The organism is Tolypothrix campylonemoides VB511288_2 (genome assembly GCF_045999855.1).
Lineage (GTDB): Bacteria > Cyanobacteriota > Cyanobacteriia > Cyanobacteriales > Nostocaceae > Scytonema > Scytonema bouteillei_A.
On the sequence record NZ_JBFPMW010000001.1, the window covers coordinates 600,960 to 618,386 of the forward strand.

Annotated in this window: 16 protein-coding genes and 1 pseudogene; 16 read left to right on the plus strand and 1 reads right to left on the minus strand. The window is 49.0% G+C overall.

Features of this window, described 5'->3' with window-relative positions; genetic code table 11:
• Window positions 1–156: 156 nt before the first annotated feature.
• The 16 genes and pseudogenes from AB0756_RS02615 (at window position 157) to AB0756_RS02690 (ending at window position 16,544) form a co-directional block, all read left to right on the plus strand.
• Entirely contained in the window at window positions 157–930 is a 774-nt protein-coding gene (locus tag AB0756_RS02615; RefSeq protein WP_038092479.1) for a ChaB family protein, read from the plus strand.
• Between the two features lie 277 nt (window positions 931–1,207).
• On the plus strand, window positions 1,208–2,407 hold the full coding sequence (locus AB0756_RS02620; protein WP_038092476.1) for an alcohol dehydrogenase catalytic domain-containing protein: 1,200 nt from the start codon (window positions 1,208–1,210) through the stop codon (window positions 2,405–2,407).
• 74 nt (window positions 2,408–2,481) lie between these two features.
• Window positions 2,482–3,153 (plus strand): BON domain-containing protein, encoded by a 672-nt coding sequence (locus AB0756_RS02625; RefSeq protein WP_038092468.1) that lies wholly within the window; start codon window positions 2,482–2,484, stop codon window positions 3,151–3,153.
• Window positions 3,154–3,302: 149 nt separating this feature from the next.
• The gene (locus tag AB0756_RS02630) at window positions 3,303–3,650 is read left to right on the plus strand and encodes an aldo/keto reductase (protein ID WP_038092461.1); all 348 of its coding nucleotides are present in this window, start codon (window positions 3,303–3,305) and stop codon (window positions 3,648–3,650) included.
• Window positions 3,611–3,727, plus strand: a pseudogene (locus AB0756_RS02635) (YbhB/YbcL family Raf kinase inhibitor-like protein); the annotation flags it as partial. The gene AB0756_RS02630 and the pseudogene AB0756_RS02635, both read left to right, overlap by 40 nt.
• A 39-nt stretch (window positions 3,728–3,766) precedes the next feature.
• Complete coding sequence (locus AB0756_RS02640; protein WP_038092458.1) at window positions 3,767–5,275, plus strand: aldehyde dehydrogenase family protein; 1,509 nt, start codon at window positions 3,767–3,769, stop codon at window positions 5,273–5,275.
• A 10-nt stretch (window positions 5,276–5,285) separates the two neighbouring features.
• Window positions 5,286–6,176, plus strand: coding sequence for an NAD(P)-dependent oxidoreductase (locus AB0756_RS02645; RefSeq protein ID WP_038092455.1), 891 nt, complete (start codon window positions 5,286–5,288; stop codon window positions 6,174–6,176).
• Between the two features lie 71 nt (window positions 6,177–6,247).
• Entirely contained in the window at window positions 6,248–7,321 is a 1,074-nt protein-coding gene (locus AB0756_RS02650) for an NAD(P)-dependent alcohol dehydrogenase (protein ID WP_038092450.1), read from the plus strand.
• A gap of 233 nt (window positions 7,322–7,554) precedes the next feature.
• Window positions 7,555–8,358, plus strand: coding sequence for an SDR family NAD(P)-dependent oxidoreductase (locus tag AB0756_RS02655; protein ID WP_038092448.1), 804 nt, complete (start codon window positions 7,555–7,557; stop codon window positions 8,356–8,358).
• A 222-nt stretch (window positions 8,359–8,580) separates the two neighbouring features.
• Window positions 8,581–9,420: an aldo/keto reductase gene (locus AB0756_RS02660; protein ID WP_038092503.1), complete on the plus strand. Its 840-nt coding sequence runs from the start codon at window positions 8,581–8,583 to the stop codon at window positions 9,418–9,420.
• A gap of 188 nt (window positions 9,421–9,608) precedes the next feature.
• Window positions 9,609–10,514: a YfdX family protein gene (locus AB0756_RS02665; RefSeq protein ID WP_038092445.1), complete on the plus strand. Its 906-nt coding sequence runs from the start codon at window positions 9,609–9,611 to the stop codon at window positions 10,512–10,514.
• A gap of 277 nt (window positions 10,515–10,791) precedes the next feature.
• Window positions 10,792–11,766 (plus strand): YfdX family protein, encoded by a 975-nt coding sequence (locus tag AB0756_RS02670; protein ID WP_038092500.1) that lies wholly within the window; start codon window positions 10,792–10,794, stop codon window positions 11,764–11,766.
• 124 nt (window positions 11,767–11,890) lie between these two features.
• Window positions 11,891–12,898 (plus strand): DnaJ C-terminal domain-containing protein, encoded by a 1,008-nt coding sequence (locus tag AB0756_RS02675; RefSeq protein ID WP_038092436.1) that lies wholly within the window; start codon window positions 11,891–11,893, stop codon window positions 12,896–12,898.
• Window positions 12,895–13,212: a chaperone modulator CbpM gene (locus AB0756_RS02680; RefSeq protein ID WP_038092429.1), complete on the plus strand. Its 318-nt coding sequence runs from the start codon at window positions 12,895–12,897 to the stop codon at window positions 13,210–13,212. Before AB0756_RS02675 ends, AB0756_RS02680 begins: the two co-directional genes overlap by 4 nt.
• Before the next feature lie 44 nt (window positions 13,213–13,256).
• Window positions 13,257–15,878: an ATP-dependent chaperone ClpB gene (gene clpB / locus AB0756_RS02685; RefSeq protein ID WP_038092426.1), complete on the plus strand. Its 2,622-nt coding sequence runs from the start codon at window positions 13,257–13,259 to the stop codon at window positions 15,876–15,878.
• Between the two features lie 105 nt (window positions 15,879–15,983).
• Window positions 15,984–16,544 (plus strand): HdeD family acid-resistance protein, encoded by a 561-nt coding sequence (locus tag AB0756_RS02690; RefSeq protein WP_038092423.1) that lies wholly within the window; start codon window positions 15,984–15,986, stop codon window positions 16,542–16,544.
• 519 nt (window positions 16,545–17,063) lie between these two features.
• On the opposite strand, the gene AB0756_RS02695 is transcribed toward AB0756_RS02690, so the two are convergent.
• The gene (locus AB0756_RS02695) at window positions 17,064–17,303 is read right to left on the minus strand and encodes an AI-2E family transporter (protein WP_050046483.1); all 240 of its coding nucleotides are present in this window, start codon (window positions 17,301–17,303) and stop codon (window positions 17,064–17,066) included.
• Window positions 17,304–17,427 lie beyond the last annotated feature (124 nt).

Below are 17,427 nucleotides of genomic sequence, written 5' to 3' on the forward strand. Positions count from 1 at the left end.
GTTCCCAGAGTTAAAGGAACTGCTTTAACGAGCCTGCGTGCGTCACCCAGAGGGTGACGCAGTGAAATTATCAAATACTCTCTTCCTATCCCCGCTTCCTTAAATCTGCGTCACATTTCGTGATATTATCTAGCTTTTTAATTTGGAGTAATTTTTATGATTTCTACATCTGAAAAAACCGCCCTCAAAAGTGTCTCTGCTATCATCAAAGATGAGAAGAAGATGCAAGAAGTGGTTGAGCGTCTAATCGATCGCAGCGTTCCCAAAGATAACATTTCGATTATTGGTCGCGACTTCCACACCGAAACTCGTATCTCCGGATTTGTGACTAAACAAGATGTGATCTTGGATGGACTCGCCACCGGAGCGATTTTTGGATCGCTATTTGGTTCTATCTTGGCTTTACTTACGGGTGTGGGCGTGTTGTTCATTCCCTTTTTAGGAACCGTAGTAGCAGCAGGCCCTTTGGGAGCAGCATTATTAGGAGCGGCAGGCGGTGCTTTATATGGTTCCTTGGGAGCAGGCATTGGATCTGCCTTAATCGCAATGGGTATGCCGGAGGACAAAGCTGCTGTTTACGAAACACGCCTGAAAACAGGTGAGTTTTTACTGGTCGCGGAAGTGCCACAAGAACAAGCAGACGAAGTTGTCTCACTGTTAGAAAGTGCGGGTGCGGAAGAAGTCGCTATCACTGACATGAAGATTCCCCGTCAACCAGAAGGTGAACTGGCAGATAATGAGCAGATTTCACCAGAAATTAGAGCAAATCTGTCGGACGACGCGCAAAAAACTTTTGTTGATACCTACAATCGGTCGTTCCGAGAAGCCAATGGAAAAGATAATGTCTTGACGAAGGCTTGGGATCGGGTCAAACAGGTGTTCGATCGCGACGAACAAGGCACTTATTCCAAGTCTAAAGTCATATCGTAAATTTCCAGAGTTGCGATCACCTACGGTGGGGCGTAGCCCATCGCGATGAACAAGGCACTTATTCCAGTCACAAAACAACTTAAAAAACTAGAAGAACCATCATGAACTGAGATCGCTGACTCCTTAAAGGGCTGCAAGTTTTGATCGTGGGCTTTCTTTTTTCCTCCCTTGAGTACTTGTGGCAGCCAATGCGATGTTGTTGCGCCCCGTGAAACTAGCTGAGGGAACCTGAAATGAAATTTAGTAGTTCAAATCATAAAAAGAGGATGAACAAGCTATGGTAAGCAATCGTGGAGTAGTCTATATGGGTCCTTGGAAAGTCGAGGTTAAAAATCTTGATTTCCCAAAACTCATCGATCCTCGTGGCAACAAAGCCGATCACGGAGCGATTCTCAAGATCGTAACAACAAACATCTGCGGCAGCGATCAGCACATCTATCACGGTCGGTTTGCGGCTCCTGTAGGAATGCAATTGGGACATGAGATGACTGGCGAGGTGATCGAAGTGGGTCGGGACGTGCAGTTTATTCATGTTGGCGATCTTTGTTCTGTTCCATTTAACGTCTCCTGTGGACGCTGCCGCAACTGCAAGGAGCGTCACACCGACGTCTGCATGAACGTCAACCCCGAAGTAGACTGCGGAGCTTACGGCTTCAACCTCGGCGACTGGCAGGGCGGGCAATCCGAATACCTCATGGTTCCCTACGCCGACTGGAACCTCTTAAAGTTCCCCGACAAAGACCAAGCAATGTCAAAGATCAGGGATCTGACGCTGCTCTCAGACATCTTGCCGACCGGCTTTCACGGCTGCATAGAAGCAAGGGTCGGGTCGGGATCGACGGTCTACATCGCTGGCGCAGGTCCAGTGGGTCGCTGTGCCGCTGCCAGTGCTCGCTTCTTGGGCGCGTCCTGCATCATTGTGGGCGACAGAAACCAGGAGCGGTTAGACCTGGTGAAAAAAGCGGGCTACGAAACCGTAGACACGAGGAAAGATACGCCAGTTGCCGACCAGATTGAAGCAATCTTGGGAGAGAGGGAAGTCGATTCCGGAGTGGACTGCGTGGGTCTTGAGGCGCATGGCTACGGACGGGAAGACGGAGAAGAGCATTCAGAAGCGATACTTAACACCCTGTTTGAAGTGGTCCGGGCGGGGGGCGCGATGGGCATCCCCGGCATCTACACCGATGCCGATCCTGGAGCCAAGACCGACATGGCCAAGCAAGGTCTGCTCCCCCTTACCTTCAGCAAGGCGTGGATCAAGTCGCCGTCGCTGACGGCAGGACAAGCTCCGATCATGAAATACAACCGCCAACTGATGATGGCGATCCTGTGGGACCGGATGCCTTACTTGAGCGAAGTCGTGAACACCGAGATCATCTCGCTCGACCAAGCACCGGAGGCTTACCGGATATTTAGCGATGGCTCGCCGAAGAAGTTCGTCATCGACCCGCACGGCAGCACGAAGAAAGCCGCATAGAGCAGGATGAGGCGTAACCAAAGAAGCAGTCACCGCAGCCATTCAATGAAATTTGACCGTAAGGAGAAACAACCATGACAACTGCAACCGCAACCCAAACTGACGAGGAAATCCAAAAGGATGTGCTGAATGAGTTGAAGTGGGATTCCCGCGTCCAGTCTACCGAAATCGGCGTGGCCGTCAAAGACGGTGTTGTTACGCTCACAGGCTGGGTCGATTCCTTTTACAAGCGCTGGGCTGCCGAAGAAGCTGCCCACCGCGTCCGTGGCGTACTGGCCGTGGCCAACGACATCGAGGTTCGGCTGCCGGTCTCTGCCGAGCGCACTGACGCCGACATTGCCGCAGCCGCCATTCATGCGCTGGAGTGGGATGCCGGCGTGTCCATCGATAATCTCGACGTCACGGTCTCCAAGGGCTGGGTCACGCTCAGGGGTGTGGTCGAGTGGGAGTACCAGAAGCACGATGCCGAGCGAGTTGTCCGCCGCCTGAAAGGCGTCAAGGGGGTGACCAACTTGCTCACCATCAAGCCCCGCGTGTCGCCGTCGGAACTCAAGCAGAAAATTGAGCAGGCGCTGGTGCGCAGCGCGGAGACCGACGCGCTGCGGATCGCGGTCGAGGTGGAGGGGAGCAAGGTCATCCTGAGGGGGGCGGTGCGCTCTTGGGCTGAGAGGCAAGAGGCGGAGCGGGCAGCGTGGTCGGCACCAGGAATCACCTCGGTGGAAAACCGGATCGCGATCTCGCCCTAAGCCTGACCGACATCAGGAACGAGCCTGAGGATGGAGAGTGAGGATCGCATCGACGCGTTCGCGCAGCGTACACAGAGTGTAATCGCGCAGTGTACACGAAGTGTAATTGCTAACTTGCAAAAGAAAAGAATCTAATCAGGAGAACAAGCATGGAACAGCGTCGGTTTGGTTCCACAAAGCGTGAGGTGGCAGCGATCGGTCAAGGGACTTGGTACATTGATCGCTGCGCTCGCGCCTCCGCAATCGCCGCTTTGCGCCAAGGACTCGATCTCGGCATGACCCACATCGACACGGCACAGATGTACGGCAGCGCCGAGGAGGTGGTCGCCGAGGCGATCGCATTGCAAAAGCGAGTGGTAGCAAGTTCACAGAAGGCATCAAGAGTACGAATTAGCCTGGATACACGGAACTTTCCCCACCTCCGAGACACGGGTTACACCACTACTATTTCTGGCTTTATGCCCTGGATACCACCCTCGATCTCAAGCCGAATCTGAATCGCGAACAACTATTAGCTGCGATCGAAACCCACGTCATCGAGCAAACGCGGCTCGTGGGCGTGTATGAGCGATAGTCGCAACGATCAAGACCTCATTCTCAAGGAGATTTTCTCATGACAGCAATCGCTCCTAGAAAAACGCCTCAGTCTCCTGACAGCCCACCTGCTTATGCAGGACTCGATCGCTTATTCATTGGCGGAAGATGGGTGCAAGGTCATTCTGAGCACAAAATTACATCTGTTGATCCTTACCATCAAGCTCCGATTGCAGAATATCAAGCAGCGAGTGAGCAAGACATTGATGAGGCTTATCAAACGGCTAAGAAAGCTCAGATCGAATGGGCAAAAGCTCTGCCGAGTGAGCGATCGCAGGTGATGCAGCGGGCGGCTGAAATCATGAACGCTCGTCAAGAAGAAATTGTGTCCTGGCTGATTCGGGAAGCAGGCAGTCCACGGAGTAAAGCGATGTTGGAATGGCAGTCTGCCTATGCACTGATGCAACAAGTGATAGCGGCTCCCTATCAGGCGGACAGTCAGATCCTGCCTTCTGATCTACCTGGAAAAGAAAGCCGAGTGTATCGCCAACCTGTCGGAGTGGTAGGAGTGGTGAGCCCCTGGGATTTTGCGCTACATCTTGCTAATCGCTCGATCGCGCCTGCGTTGGCAGTTGGCAATGCCGTGGTACAAAAAACACCGTCCATGACCCCGATCTCTGGTGGCTTCATTCTTGCCAAAATCTATGAGGAAGCTGGACTTCCTGAAGGTGTGTTTAGTGTGATTGCTGGAAAAGCCAGTGAGATTGGCGACGCATTTATCGCGCACCCCATTCCGCGTGTGATTACCTTTACCGGATCAACAAAAGCAGGGCGACATATCGGACAACTTGCCATGAGTAGCCCCTTGATGAAACGAGTCTCACTCGAACTCGGTGGCAGTAGTCCATTTGTGGTGCTCGATGATGCGGATTTGGAGCTTGCCGTCAATGCTGCGGTGTTTGGCAAGTTCTTGAATGCGGGTCAGATTTGTATGAGCATCAATCGTTTCATTATCGATCAGCGGGTGCATGATGAATTTGTCGATCGCTTTGTCGATCGCGTTCGCCAACTCAAAGTAGGCGACCCCAATGATCCCGATACCGCCATTGGTCCAATCATTGATCAAGCGCAGTTAGATTCTCTGATGAAGCATATCCAATCCGCCCATCAAGAAGGTGCGCGTCAACTGTTGGGCGGCGATCCAGAGGGATTAGTGCTACCTCCTCATGTGTTTGTTGGTGTGACCAATCAAATGACGGTTGCGCGGGAGGAGTTGTTTGGACCTGTTGCTCCACTGATTAAAGTTCGAGATGAAGCCGAGGCATTACAGGTAGCTAACAGTACAGAGTACGGATTGTCGAGCGCTGTCTTTACCCGCGATGAGCAACGGGGATTGCAGTTCGCGCTGCAAGTCGAAGCAGGCATGACTCATATTAACGATCAGACCGTGAACGATCTGCCCAACGCTCCGTTTGGTGGCGAGAAGAACAGTGGAATTGGGCGATTTGGGGGAAGTTGGGCGATCGAAGAATTTACCACTGACCATTGGATCACGGTGCAGCGGACTCCGCGTGTTTATCCTTTCTAAGCAAATCACTATGGCAACCGACAAACCTAAGATCGGCTTTATTGGACTCGGCAGCTTGGGGAGTTGTATGGCGCTGCAACTGCTCAAAGCGAACTATCTCTTGACGGTCTACGATCGCAGTTCTGAAAAAACTCAGTCTTTCACTCAACAAGGGGCAGCGATCGCAGATTCACCGAAAACGCTGGCATCTCGTTGTGATGTCATTATCTCTTGTGTTGCGAATGATGCCGCCGTTGAGGCAGTGATGCTCGGCGAAAATGGTGCAATTTCGGGAGCGAACGCCAATACCATTCTGATTGATATGAGTACGGTTGCGCCCCAAACGTCCCAACGAATTCACCAAGCGGCCCAACAGAGAAATCTAGCCATGATTGATGCCGCCGTATCCGGCAGTGTCCCACAAGCCAAAGAAGGGAGTTTATTGATTTTAGTGGGCGGAGATGAAGCGATTTATCAGCAGTGCAAACCGATTTTTGAGGTGTTGGGAAAGGCGAGCTTCCACATGGGAGCGGTCGGCATGGGAGCAACAATGAAGCTTGTGGTGAATACGTTACTAGGTGTAGGAATGCAAGCACTGGCAGAAGCGATTGTGTTAGGAGAAAAGAGCGGATTAGAACGATCAAAGCTGCTAGATGTCCTTGAACAGATGGCAGTGGTAGCTCCAGCCCACAGAGGCAAGCTTGAAAATGCTAAACAAAACGAGTATCCGGTCAATTTTGCGCTGCGATTGATGGTCAAGGATTTTGATCTCGTTCGACAGCAGGCAGCCCAATGTTCGGTGCCCATGCCTGCAACTGCGGTTGCTCAACAAGTGTATGCGATCGCCCAAGCCAAAAACATCGAGGAAGATTTTTCCGCAGTGATTCGATTGATGGAAAACCTTGCATCCGCGAATTTGTAGCCAGAAGCTCTTACCACTTTTTTGCACTGGGATTGAAGCTTAAGCTGTTTTATTCTCAAGGAAGGACATTTATGCTCAAGAGCATTGGATACGCGGCTCAGAACGAGAAAACTCCCCTTGCTCCCCTCGCATTCGAGCGCCAAGAACCAGAGGAAAAGGACGTACAGATCGAAATTTTGTACTGTGGTGTTTGTCATTCTGATGTGCATCAGGTTCGCAATGAATGGCAGAACACAGTTTATCCTTGTCTCCCTGGACATGAAATTGTTGGGAGAGTGGTCAAAGTGGGATCAGCGGTGACTAAATTCAAAGCAGGCGATTTGGCAGGCGTGGGGTGCATGATCGACTCATGTCAGTCTTGTACCCCGTGTAAAGAGGGATTAGAACAATACTGCGAAGGACCGAAAGGCTGGACAGCGACTTACAATGGACCGCAAAAACCAGACGGCACGAACACCTTCGGTGGTTACTCCAACAACCTTGTTGTAACTGAAAAATTCGTTCTAAAAGTGCCTGAGAATCTAGACTTAAAAGCTGTTGCACCATTACTATGTGCAGGCGTTACTACCTATTCTCCTCTACGCCACTGGAAGGTTAGTTCTGGTCAAAAAGTCGGGATTGTTGGGCTAGGGGGACTGGGACACATAGCAATTAAGCTAGCAAAAGCAATGGGTGCCAATGTCACGGTGTTTACTACTTCGCCAGAAAAAGAAGTGGATGCTCGTCGCTTAGGTGCAGATGATGTCGTACTCTCGACCGATCGAGACGCAATGAGTCAACACCAACTCAGTTTTGACTACATTCTCAGTACGATTCCGACCTCGCACGACATCAATCCTTACATCAATCTGCTCAAGCGCGATGCTACGCTCACTCTAGTCGGCGCACTAGAACCATTAGAGCCAGGATTGAACAATAGCCAAGTCGCGTTTCACCGTCGCAGCGTGGCTGGATCATTGATTGGTGGTATTGCTGAAACTCAGGAAGTCCTCGATTTTTGTCGAGAACATGGCATTGTCTCGGATGTTGAAGTTATTCCGATTCAGCAAATTAATGAAGCCTATGAGCGAATGTTGAAAGGAGATGTTCGATACCGCTTTGTGATTGATATAGCTTTGCTTCAGCAGGAGTTCGATCGCGGCTGATCGTAGCTTCATCGGGTCATATCGACGTGTACCACCACTAAAAGCTAGACCTTCAGCCCCAAGAATCTAGCTCAGCAAGTTTATTCAATCTCGGAAGGCCTGAAAACTAAATTTGCCAACCTAAAGGCGGCGATTAGGGCAATTGTTTGGGGTCAACTGATTCCGCTCAGCATTCTAATTTGTATCAACTTCATCGATCTCGTTTTGCACGTTTGATTATCCAGGAGAACTGAATGGAACTGGGACTTAAAGATAAAGTTGCGATCGTGACCGGGGCGAGCCAAGGATTAGGCAAAGCAGTTGCGATCGCGCTTGCTCAAGAAGGGTGTCGGGTTGTACTCAGCGCTAGAAGTGAAGCTCACCTTGAGCAAGTTGCTGACTCGATTCGTCAGAGGGGCGGAATTGCGGAATCGATCGCCGAAGATGCCACGCAGTCTCAAGCAATGCAATCACTTGTCGATCGCACGATTGACAAATTTAGCGTAGTTCACATCCTAGTAAATATCACCGGAACCCTGGGTCAAACGCAGGTGTTTGAGCAAATTTCTGACGAGGAGTGGCTTGAGGTCTTCAAAATTAACTTATTCTCGACCGTACAACTCATTCGTGCTGCCTTACCGCACATGCAGCAGCAGAAATGGGGACGGATTATTAACTTAGCCTCAGAGTCTGGAATTCAACCTGATCCGACTATGCCTCACTACAACGCCTCGAAAGCCGCTTTGATTAATTTGACGAAAAGCTTGTCAAAGGCTTATGCCAAAGATGGGATTTTAGTGAATGCTGTTTCGCCTGCGTTTATCGAAACCCCAATGGTTGACAAAATGCTGGAACAACAAGCTAAAAGTAAAGGCATTTCCCAACAACAAGCAGAAGTCGAGTTTTTACACCAAAATCGACCGAATCTGGTGCTTGAACGTGCGGGAAAACCCGAAGAGGTTGCGGCAGTTGTGGTTTTTCTAGCGTCTGAAGCGACTTCTTTTGTGACTGGATCAAACTATCGAGTAGATGGCGGCTCAGTCGCCAGCATCAACTAATTTAACACTAAGAAGAACCGTGATATGAATCCAATTCTTCGGACTGCGGCAGCAGGTTTGTTTCAAAATCACGCTTGTGCAGAAGCAGCACTACAGCAGCTTAGGCGAACTGGCTTTCCCATGAATCGAGTTTCGCTAATTACGCAGCACAAAAGTCAAGCCGATCGCTCAGAAGACCCTCGTCAACTTGTAAAAGCAACGAATTTAGCCAGGAGGACAAATATGGAACAGCGTCGATTCGGTTCCATTCAGCGCGCGGTCGCAGCGATCGGTCAAGGAACCTGGTACATCGACAATGGTGACCGCGCCTCTGCGATCGCCGCTTTGCGCCAAGGACTCGATCTCGGCATGACCCACATCGACACGGCACAGATGTACGGCAGCGCCGAGGAGGTGGTCGCCGAGGCGATCGCTGGACGACGCGATCGGGTTTTCCTGGTTTCCAAGGTTCTTCCTGGAAATGCTTCTCGCAGAGGGACGATCGTAGCTTGCGAGAAATCGCTCGCTCGACTTCATACCGATCGGCTGGACTCTTATCTGTTGCACTGGCGCGGTCAACACCCACTGGAGGAGACGATCGCTGCCTTCGAGCAGCTTCAGCACGAGGGGAAGATTCTCTCCTGGGGAGTGAGCAACTTCGATCTGCCCGACCTTGAAGATGCCCGGGCGATCGCTGGCGAGGGTCGTTTCGTCTGCAACCAGGTTCTTTACCATTTGAAAGAGCGCGCGATCGAGCATGCCGTGATTCCTTGGTGTGAGAAGCATGGCGTCGCCGTGGTCGCCTACAGCCCGTTCGGTCACGGGCACTTCCCAGATCCGCACACGACCGGAGGCCGCGTGCTGCAGGAAATCGCCGCCGCACACAACGCGACCCCTCGCCAGGTTGCGCTTCGGTTCCTAGTGCGGCGGCCCTTGCTCTTTGCAATCCCCAAGGCCTCTAGCCCCGAGCACGCAGCCGAAAACGCCGGGGCTGGGGATCTCCAGTTGACCGAAGCCGAGCTCGATCGGATCGATAAAGCTTTCCCGCCCGGTCCCCGTCCCCACGTGCTTCCAATGCTGTAGCTCGCCTGCAACCAACAAAGGGGCAAGGGAGCAGTCCGAGTGGAGCAGGGGAGAAGCCTCTGGTACAAGACCAAAGGAAAAACTAATGGGCTAGTGAAGGCTTAGAAGTAGATCGAACAATTGTTCGATCGCGATGAAAAAAACACCTATTCTAAACCCAAAACAAATTAACAAACAAGGAGAAGATTATGAACTCTACGACATTGAATCAGCCCAATCCTCAATCTCAGCAGGAGATTGAACAGGAGAGGCAAAAGGCAACGAATGAGGCTCAAAGTTCCTTAGATCGGGACGCAATCGCCGCGCTCGAAGAAACTCGCAATGCAATCAACGCCATCGATCGGGAAAACACTCAGGAAACCATTCAAGCTCTGGAACGGGCAACTGGAAAACTTGATATTCTCCTAGCACGCTACTCTGAACTGGCTCTGGTTCCTGTGTCAACTCAGATAACCATTATCGATCTTGCCCCTCGGGATTTTGATTTGATTGAGCCAATTCGCGATGAAGCTAAGATGGCTGTGAATGAGGAAGATTTTCCGACTGGGCGTGCATTGTTGCACAACCTAGTGAGTGAGATTCGCACATCAACCGTCAATCTGCCACTTGAGACGTATCCTGATGCCATGAAGGAGGCCGCCCGATTGTTGCATCAAGGGAGAACCGATGAAGCCAGAGCGGTAATGCAACTGGCACTCTCAACTCTGGTGGTGACAGAACAATCTCGACCCATTCCACTGATTAATGCCCTTACTGAACTAGCTGCTGCAATGGCTTTAGCTGCTCAGGGACAGGACCAGCAAAATCAGGACCAGCAAAATCGGGACCAAGTACTGCGGTTGCTGGAAGATGCTCGCACCCAACTCAAGCTGGCGAGAGAACTGGGCTATGCTAGACGCGATCCCGAGTACAAAGAACTTGACCGGGCAATCAGAGACATTGAGCGGCAAATCAGGGCAAAGGAGAAAACAGAAAGTCCATTTGCCAAACTCCGGGAAAAGTTCTTTAGTTTCTTCAACCGGGTGTCCAGAGTCAACAGACCATCTCATGAAAGTCAGCAAACCCAAAGTCAGCTCTCTACAGCACGCTTGTGACCAAAGAAAGGGTATAAGGGTATGGGGGTGTGGGGGAGCCACTGCGGTGGTGAGGCAGTCCGTTCTTGGGGGTTTCTCCCAGAAGGAACTGCCGAAAGGGTTTCCCGGCATAAAGCACTTAGCGTCGGGTTAAGCGCGTTGTAGCGACTGGCGTCAAGTGGCGTTGTAGCGGAAAACCTGAATAATCCTTAGACCCAAAAAGGTACAGATGTTCGATCGCGGCGAAAAAGGTATCTATCCCAGGCGCAAAGCAAGTTTACAAATCAGGAGAATAATCATGAACCGATATCACAGATTCTTTAGAAGGCTGCAAGTCCTGTTAGTGGGTATTCTTTTCTCCTCGCTTTTATTCATCGCTCCCGTTCATGCAGTTAGCTCTGCTGCGGTATCTCCTGAAACATTAAATCAGCTTGATACTAGTCTTCAGCAGGAGCTTGAAAAGGAGAGGCAACAGGCAACAGCTGAGGCTGAAAGTAAACTGGATCGAGAAGCGATCGCCGCAATCGAAGAAACTAAAAAAGCGATCGCTGCCATTGAGCGGGGAAAGACTCAAGAAGCAATTGCTGCCCTAGAACGAGCAACTGGAAAAATTGACATACTGGTGGCACAATACCCTAAACTAGCTCTAATTCCGGTGGCGGCTGAGGTAGCGATCCTCGATTTTGCCCCTCAGGATTTTAATTTGGTTGACCGAATTCGCAAACAAGTTAAGTCTGCTGTAAATGCAGAAGATTTTCCGGCGGCTCGCGAACTGTTGAACAACTTGATGAGCGAGATTCGCACAGCAATCGTCAATCTGCCATTAGAGAGATATCCAGATGCTACCAAGCAGGCAGCTCGGTTGTTGAACGAAGGCAAAATTGATGAAGCCAAAGGCGTGCTGCAACTTGCGCTCTCAACTTTAGTGGTCACAGAACAAGCTCGACCCCTGCCGCTAGTCAAAGCCCATACCGATCTAGTGACTGCGGTTACTTTAGCAGAGAAGGATCGCGACGCAGCACAGAGGTTGCTAGAAGATGCTCGTGCCCAACTTAAGTTAGCTCAAGAACTAGGATATGCCAGAGGCGATCGCGAGTATGCAGAATTTGACAAAGCAATTAGAAATCTAGAGCGGCAAGTTAAGGCACGTGAGAACACAACAGTTGCATTTGCCAAGCTTCAGGAACAATTCTTTAGTTTCTTCAACCGAGTATCCGAAGTCGTTAAACCAGATGATTCCTCGAAAAGGGCAGAAGCCAGGAGACGCGATTAATCGCGTCTGTACAAGAATTAGAAGTAGAGACGCGATGAACCCTTGCCTGTATAAGAGTGAGGAATTTTATCTCCCTCTGCTCCTCTGCCCACCCGTCCCATCGCGTTAATCTCAAGAGGTGCTGATGGTTGCAGCAACTGATTTCAAAGATTATTACGAAATTCTGGGTGTCAGTAAGAACGCCACTCCGGAGGATATCAAAAAAGCCTACCGGAAATTGGCACGGAAATATCACCCGGACTTAAATCCTAACGATAAGCAAGCCGAAGCGCGGTTCAAAGAAATTAACGAAGCTAATGAAGTGCTGTCCGACCCGGAAAAACGCCAGAAGTATGACCAGTATGGTCAGTACTGGCAACAGGCTGCGGCGGGTGCACCTCCACCCAGAGGGGCGGGTACACAAGGTTATGACTTTAGCCAGTATGGCAACTTTAATGATTTCATTGATGAATTGCTGGGAGGGTTAGGTCGCAGTGGCGGTCGTACAAAACAGCGCACAGCTAATTATCGCACTACAAGAAGACCAGAAGGATTCCGGGAATACGCCGACTTTGGCTATGGAGAAGACCCTTTCGGCCGCTTCACTGATGTTCCCGCACAGGATACAGAAGCGGCGATCGCTCTCACTTTTTCTGAAGCGTTTCACGGTACACAGAAGCGGCTACAAATTGATGGAGAAACCATCACTGTTCGTATTCCGCCCGGTGTGAAACCGGGAAGCCGCATTCGGGTAAAAGGCAAAGGACAGATAAGTCCTTTTAACCAGCAACGCGGCGATCTTTATCTGTCGATTGAATTATTGCCTCATCCTTTCTTCAAATTTGAGGGCGACAATCTTGCCTGTGAAGTACCTGTCAGCCCAGAAGAAGCAGTGCTTGGCGCACAAATAGATGTTCCTACGCCTGATGGCAAGGTAACGATGACGATTCCAGCCGGTGTGGATTCCGGCCAAGCACTCCGGCTACGTGGCAAGGGCTGGCGCGATCCAAAAGGTAATCGTACCGCTTTGATCGTGCGTTTAAAAATTGTGACACCCAAAGATTTGAGTCCTAAGGAAAGAGAGTGCTATGAAAAATTGCGGCAGGTCAGTAGTTTTAATTCCCGTCAGGGCTTAACGGAGGTGCAGTTATGAGTTCTAACCTGAGTTTGTCTTGCTTGGTGTGGACAGAAGCAGGCGATCGCCTCTATAGTTTCGAGCAAGCCGCCTACCTCACCCAAACCTCGGTTTTATTGCTAGAACGATTTGCCCGCCTGGGATTAATTGAACCTGTAGGAATCATGCTGCGCCGACAGGATATATTTCGCGTTGTGCAGATTCAAAGGTTGCACCGCGATCTGAACTTGAATTGGGTCGGAGCAGCAATGGTGCTAGATATGGTAACTGAAATTGCCCAACTCAAGGCGCAACTGCGCGCCTACCGTGCTGAATTACAAATTCGTAATTAAGAGCGTTAACAAAATAATTTATTTCTCAGCTAAGGGGCACGATTATGCAACCAACCAATCCCGAGCAATTTACCGAAAAAGCCTGGGAAGCCCTTGTTCGGACTCCCGAAATTGCCAAGCAGTTTCAGCATCAGCAGATTGAGAGCGAACATTTGATGCCAGCGCTATTAAAACAGGAAGGACTCGCCAGTTCTATTTTCAACAAAGCCGGGGTAAATGTTCAAAAACTACACGAGCGCACTATCGACTTCATCAACCGTCAGCCCAAAGTATCGGGGGCTAGCAGTGGTTCGGTATACATCGGACACAGTTTAGAGACGCTGCTCGATCGCGCTGAACAATACCGCAAAGAGTTTGGTGATGAATATATTTCTATTGAACATTTAATACTAGCTTTTGCCAAAGACGATCGCTTTGGTAAAGGGTTGTTTCAAGAATTTGGACTGGATGAAAAAAAACTCCGCAACATCATTCAACAGATTCGAGGGAGTCAAAAAGTGACAGATCAAAACCCGGAAGTTAAATATGAAGCGCTAGAAAAATACGGACGCGATTTAACCCAATTGGCACATGAGGGCATACTCGACCCAGTGATTGGACGAGATGAAGAAATTCGTCGCACGATTCAAATCCTTTCTCGTCGGACTAAAAATAACCCCGTGCTGATTGGTGAACCTGGTGTCGGTAAAACGGCAATTGTAGAAGGATTAGCGCAGCGCATTGTCAGTGGTGATGTCCCGGAATCATTGCGCGATCGCAAACTAATAGCTTTAGACATGGGTGCGTTAATTGCCGGAGCCAAATACCGGGGAGAATTTGAAGAACGCCTGAAAGCTGTCTTAAAAGAAATCCAAGAAGCACAGGGACAAATCGTCTTGTTCATTGACGAAATTCACACTGTAGTTGGTGCGGGTGCAACGCAAGGATCGATGGATGCTAGCAACTTGCTCAAGCCAATGCTTGCTCGCGGCGAACTGCGCTGTATTGGTGCCACCACGCTAGATGAATACCGCAAGTATATTGAAAAAGATGCGGCTTTGGAACGTCGTTTTCAGCAGGTGTATGTCGATCAGCCCAGTGTGGAAGATACCATCTCAATTCTGCGCGGTTTGAAAGAGCGCTACGAGTTACACCATGGCGTGAAGGTTTCTGATAGTGCGTTAGTTGCGGCAGCTACTCTGTCTGCGAGATATATTAGCGATCGCTTCCTACCCGACAAAGCTATTGATTTGGTGGATGAAGCTGCGGCTAAACTAAAAATGGAAATTACTTCCAAACCAGAAGAATTAGACGAAATCGATCGCAAAATTCTGCAACTGGAAATGGAGCGGCTGTCACTGCAAAAAGAAACAGACAGTGCTTCCAGAGAGCGGTTAGAACGGCTGGAGAGAGAACTTGCAGAGTTAAAAGAACGCCAAGATGCCCTCAATGCTCAATGGCAAGCAGAGAAGCAAATCATCGATCGCATTCGCCAAATTAGACAAGAGATTGAGCGTGTCAATGTAGAAATTCAGCAAGCCGAACGCGATTACGACCTCAACCGGGCAGCAGAACTGAAATACAGCAAACTCACTGAGCTGCAACGACAACTAAAAGAAGCCGAAGCGCGACTAGCTCAAATCCAGACTAGCGGTAAATCTCTGTTGCGCGAAGAAGTCACCGAAGCTGACATTGCCGAAATTATCTCCAAATGGACGGGTATTCTGGTAAGCAGACTGGTTGAATCGGAAATGCAAAAACTCTTGCATCTGGAAGAAGAGCTACATAAACGTGTGATTGGTCAGGACGAAGCTGTAAGAGCTGTTGCTGATGCAATTCAACGTTCCCGTGCTGGGTTAGCAGACCCGAATCGTCCCATTGCTAGCTTTATTTTCTTAGGCCCGACCGGGGTGGGAAAAACAGAACTGGCAAAAGCTTTAGCGGAATATCTGTTTGATACTGAAGATGCACTGGTGCGGATCGATATGTCCGAATACATGGAGAAACACGCTGTTGCCCGTCTCATCGGTGCACCTCCAGGTTACGTGGGCTATGAAGAAGGTGGACAACTCACCGAAGCGATTCGCCGCCGACCTTATTCTGTAATTCTGTTTGACGAAATTGAGAAAGCTCATCCTGATGTATTCAACGTCCTGCTGCAAATCCTGGATGATGGTCGCCTAACTGATTCTCAGGGACGCACAGTAGATTTTAAAAATACGATCGCGATTATGACAAGCAATATTGGTTCAATATACATTTTGGATGTGGCAGGAGATGATAGCAAGTACGAACAAATGCGCGATCGCGTCATGGAAGCAGTTCGAGAAAGTTTCCGCCCCGAATTCCTCAACCGCATTGATGAAATCATTATCTTCCATAGCTTGCGGAAGGACGAGTTGCGCGAAATTGTCAAACTACAAGTGCAGCATTTAGAGGAGCGACTGCGCGAGCGTAAACTCTTGCTTAAAATCTCCGACGAGGCTCTCGATTGGATTGTTCAGGTCGGTTATGACCCAGTTTACGGTGCTCGTCCCCTGAAGCGGGCGATTCAGCGAGAACTAGAAACTCCGATTGCCAAAGCGATTCTACGCGGCGAGTTCCACGAAGGCGACACAATCTACGTCCATGTGGAACATGAACGACTGGTGTTGAAGTGCTTATCACCTGAACTGGTCAACGCTTAGAGAGGGCAGAGGAGCACAAGGGAGAGATAACTCTTGTACAGACAAGGGTTAATCGCGTCTCTCTTTCAAGATTTAACAACATATCAAAACATTTTTTGAAAAGCTATGACTTCTGAAGATTTTAGAGAAACCAGAAAAAATTCAGCATTGGCAATTGTCTTAGGTGTTTTGATGATTCTGCTGGGAATTGCAGCGATCGCAGAACCATTTATTGCCACTATTGCCATCACAATCGTATTCTCCTGGACTTTAATTATTGCTGGCATCGTCCGAATTGTTCATGCATTTCAATCACGTCACAAACGAGGCTTCTGGACAACACTAGTAGTTGGTATTCTATACGTAATTGGTGGAATTTTGTTGATTAGCAACATCTTTGGTGCTGCGCTCTCTCTCACTTTAGCTTTTGGATTTATCATTTTTATGGAGGGTGTATTGGAGGTGATTGCAGCATTTCAAATGCGTCGAGATCCAAACTGGGGTTGGGTACTATTTAGCGGTATCATGGCTATTATTCTAGGGATTTTGATTCTGTATCAATGGCCGATCAGCACAGTTTGGGTATTGGGAGTATTTGTAGGGATTAATTTTTTGTTGACGGGCCTTTGGATGATCCTGCTTTCATTAGCTTCTCGTAGTCTTCTTGACCATAGGGCAAGAGTTTAAAGCAGTTATCAGTTATCAAAGTTTGAGTTGGGGTCTAAATCTCCAACTCAAACGTAGCACGCAATAGTGGTGGGGAACTTTGACTCCCAACTGAAAACAGTTTACTGTTAACTATTGACTAATTTGTTGAAATAACTTTCGGTTTTATTGGTGAGCTAGAACACCGATTCAGTAACAGGCGATCGTAAGGTAAGTCAATAAGCCCGGTCAAAAAAGTTGGTAAGTAATAGTTATATCCCCCATTCCGCACCCTAACTGTCACAAACGGGAATTACTCAATGAAATCTCTAAAATAAGAATAAAATTATACTTTTTTTCTCTAAAAAAACGATAAGAAAGCGTCAAAACTCGGATCTAAGACATCTTCGCTATTCTCAATTATTAGCAATAAGATGGGAACAGATTTTTTGTCATAATTGATAGATCAAGTTCTATAAATACTTGAATTAAGTTATGATTTTACTAATATATCAGTCTCACAAACAAAATTTTAGACATAATAATTTAACCCATCAGGATCTATAAGGTAAGGAGAAAGACGACAACCGCTGCAATACTGTGTCTGTTACCATGCTGCTGAAGAAATTGAACGGGATAGTTCAGGATGAATGCTAGAAGTGCTGCCAGAATCACGATCGCCACCAGAGGTTGAAAGTACTGGAGCGTTTCGATCGCTAACCATGTATCCAAAATGAGGATGGGAAATATCAGCACCATCAACCATCCTGGGCTGATGTGTTTTTGTAGGGTGTTAAACACGGGTTTGGAAACTGGTTTTGCTGCGATCGTTCATTCACCCATCTACTCCCTTTAACCTAGAATTTTATTTGTACGCTGTTCCCTTATGTGTTAGATGCAACAGTTATTTGTTACATCTAAAGAA

Coding starts and splice junctions, on each gene's coding strand:
- AB0756_RS02690 (WP_038092423.1), top strand. CDS start 15,984: ATGACTTCTGAAGATTTTAGAGAAACCAGAAAAAATTCAGCATTGGCA.
- AB0756_RS02660 (WP_038092503.1), top strand. CDS start 8,581: ATGGAACAGCGTCGATTCGGTTCCATTCAGCGCGCGGTCGCAGCGATC.
- AB0756_RS02620 (WP_038092476.1), top strand. CDS start 1,208: ATGGTAAGCAATCGTGGAGTAGTCTATATGGGTCCTTGGAAAGTCGAG.
- AB0756_RS02675 (WP_038092436.1), top strand. CDS start 11,891: ATGGTTGCAGCAACTGATTTCAAAGATTATTACGAAATTCTGGGTGTC.
- AB0756_RS02680 (WP_038092429.1), top strand. CDS start 12,895: ATGAGTTCTAACCTGAGTTTGTCTTGCTTGGTGTGGACAGAAGCAGGC.
- AB0756_RS02655 (WP_038092448.1), top strand. CDS start 7,555: ATGGAACTGGGACTTAAAGATAAAGTTGCGATCGTGACCGGGGCGAGC.
- AB0756_RS02630 (WP_038092461.1), top strand. CDS start 3,303: ATGGAACAGCGTCGGTTTGGTTCCACAAAGCGTGAGGTGGCAGCGATC.
- AB0756_RS02665 (WP_038092445.1), top strand. CDS start 9,609: ATGAACTCTACGACATTGAATCAGCCCAATCCTCAATCTCAGCAGGAG.
- AB0756_RS02640 (WP_038092458.1), top strand. CDS start 3,767: ATGACAGCAATCGCTCCTAGAAAAACGCCTCAGTCTCCTGACAGCCCA.
- clpB (WP_038092426.1), top strand. CDS start 13,257: ATGCAACCAACCAATCCCGAGCAATTTACCGAAAAAGCCTGGGAAGCC.
- AB0756_RS02645 (WP_038092455.1), top strand. CDS start 5,286: ATGGCAACCGACAAACCTAAGATCGGCTTTATTGGACTCGGCAGCTTG.
- AB0756_RS02615 (WP_038092479.1), top strand. CDS start 157: ATGATTTCTACATCTGAAAAAACCGCCCTCAAAAGTGTCTCTGCTATC.
- AB0756_RS02670 (WP_038092500.1), top strand. CDS start 10,792: ATGAACCGATATCACAGATTCTTTAGAAGGCTGCAAGTCCTGTTAGTG.
- AB0756_RS02650 (WP_038092450.1), top strand. CDS start 6,248: ATGCTCAAGAGCATTGGATACGCGGCTCAGAACGAGAAAACTCCCCTT.
- AB0756_RS02625 (WP_038092468.1), top strand. CDS start 2,482: ATGACAACTGCAACCGCAACCCAAACTGACGAGGAAATCCAAAAGGAT.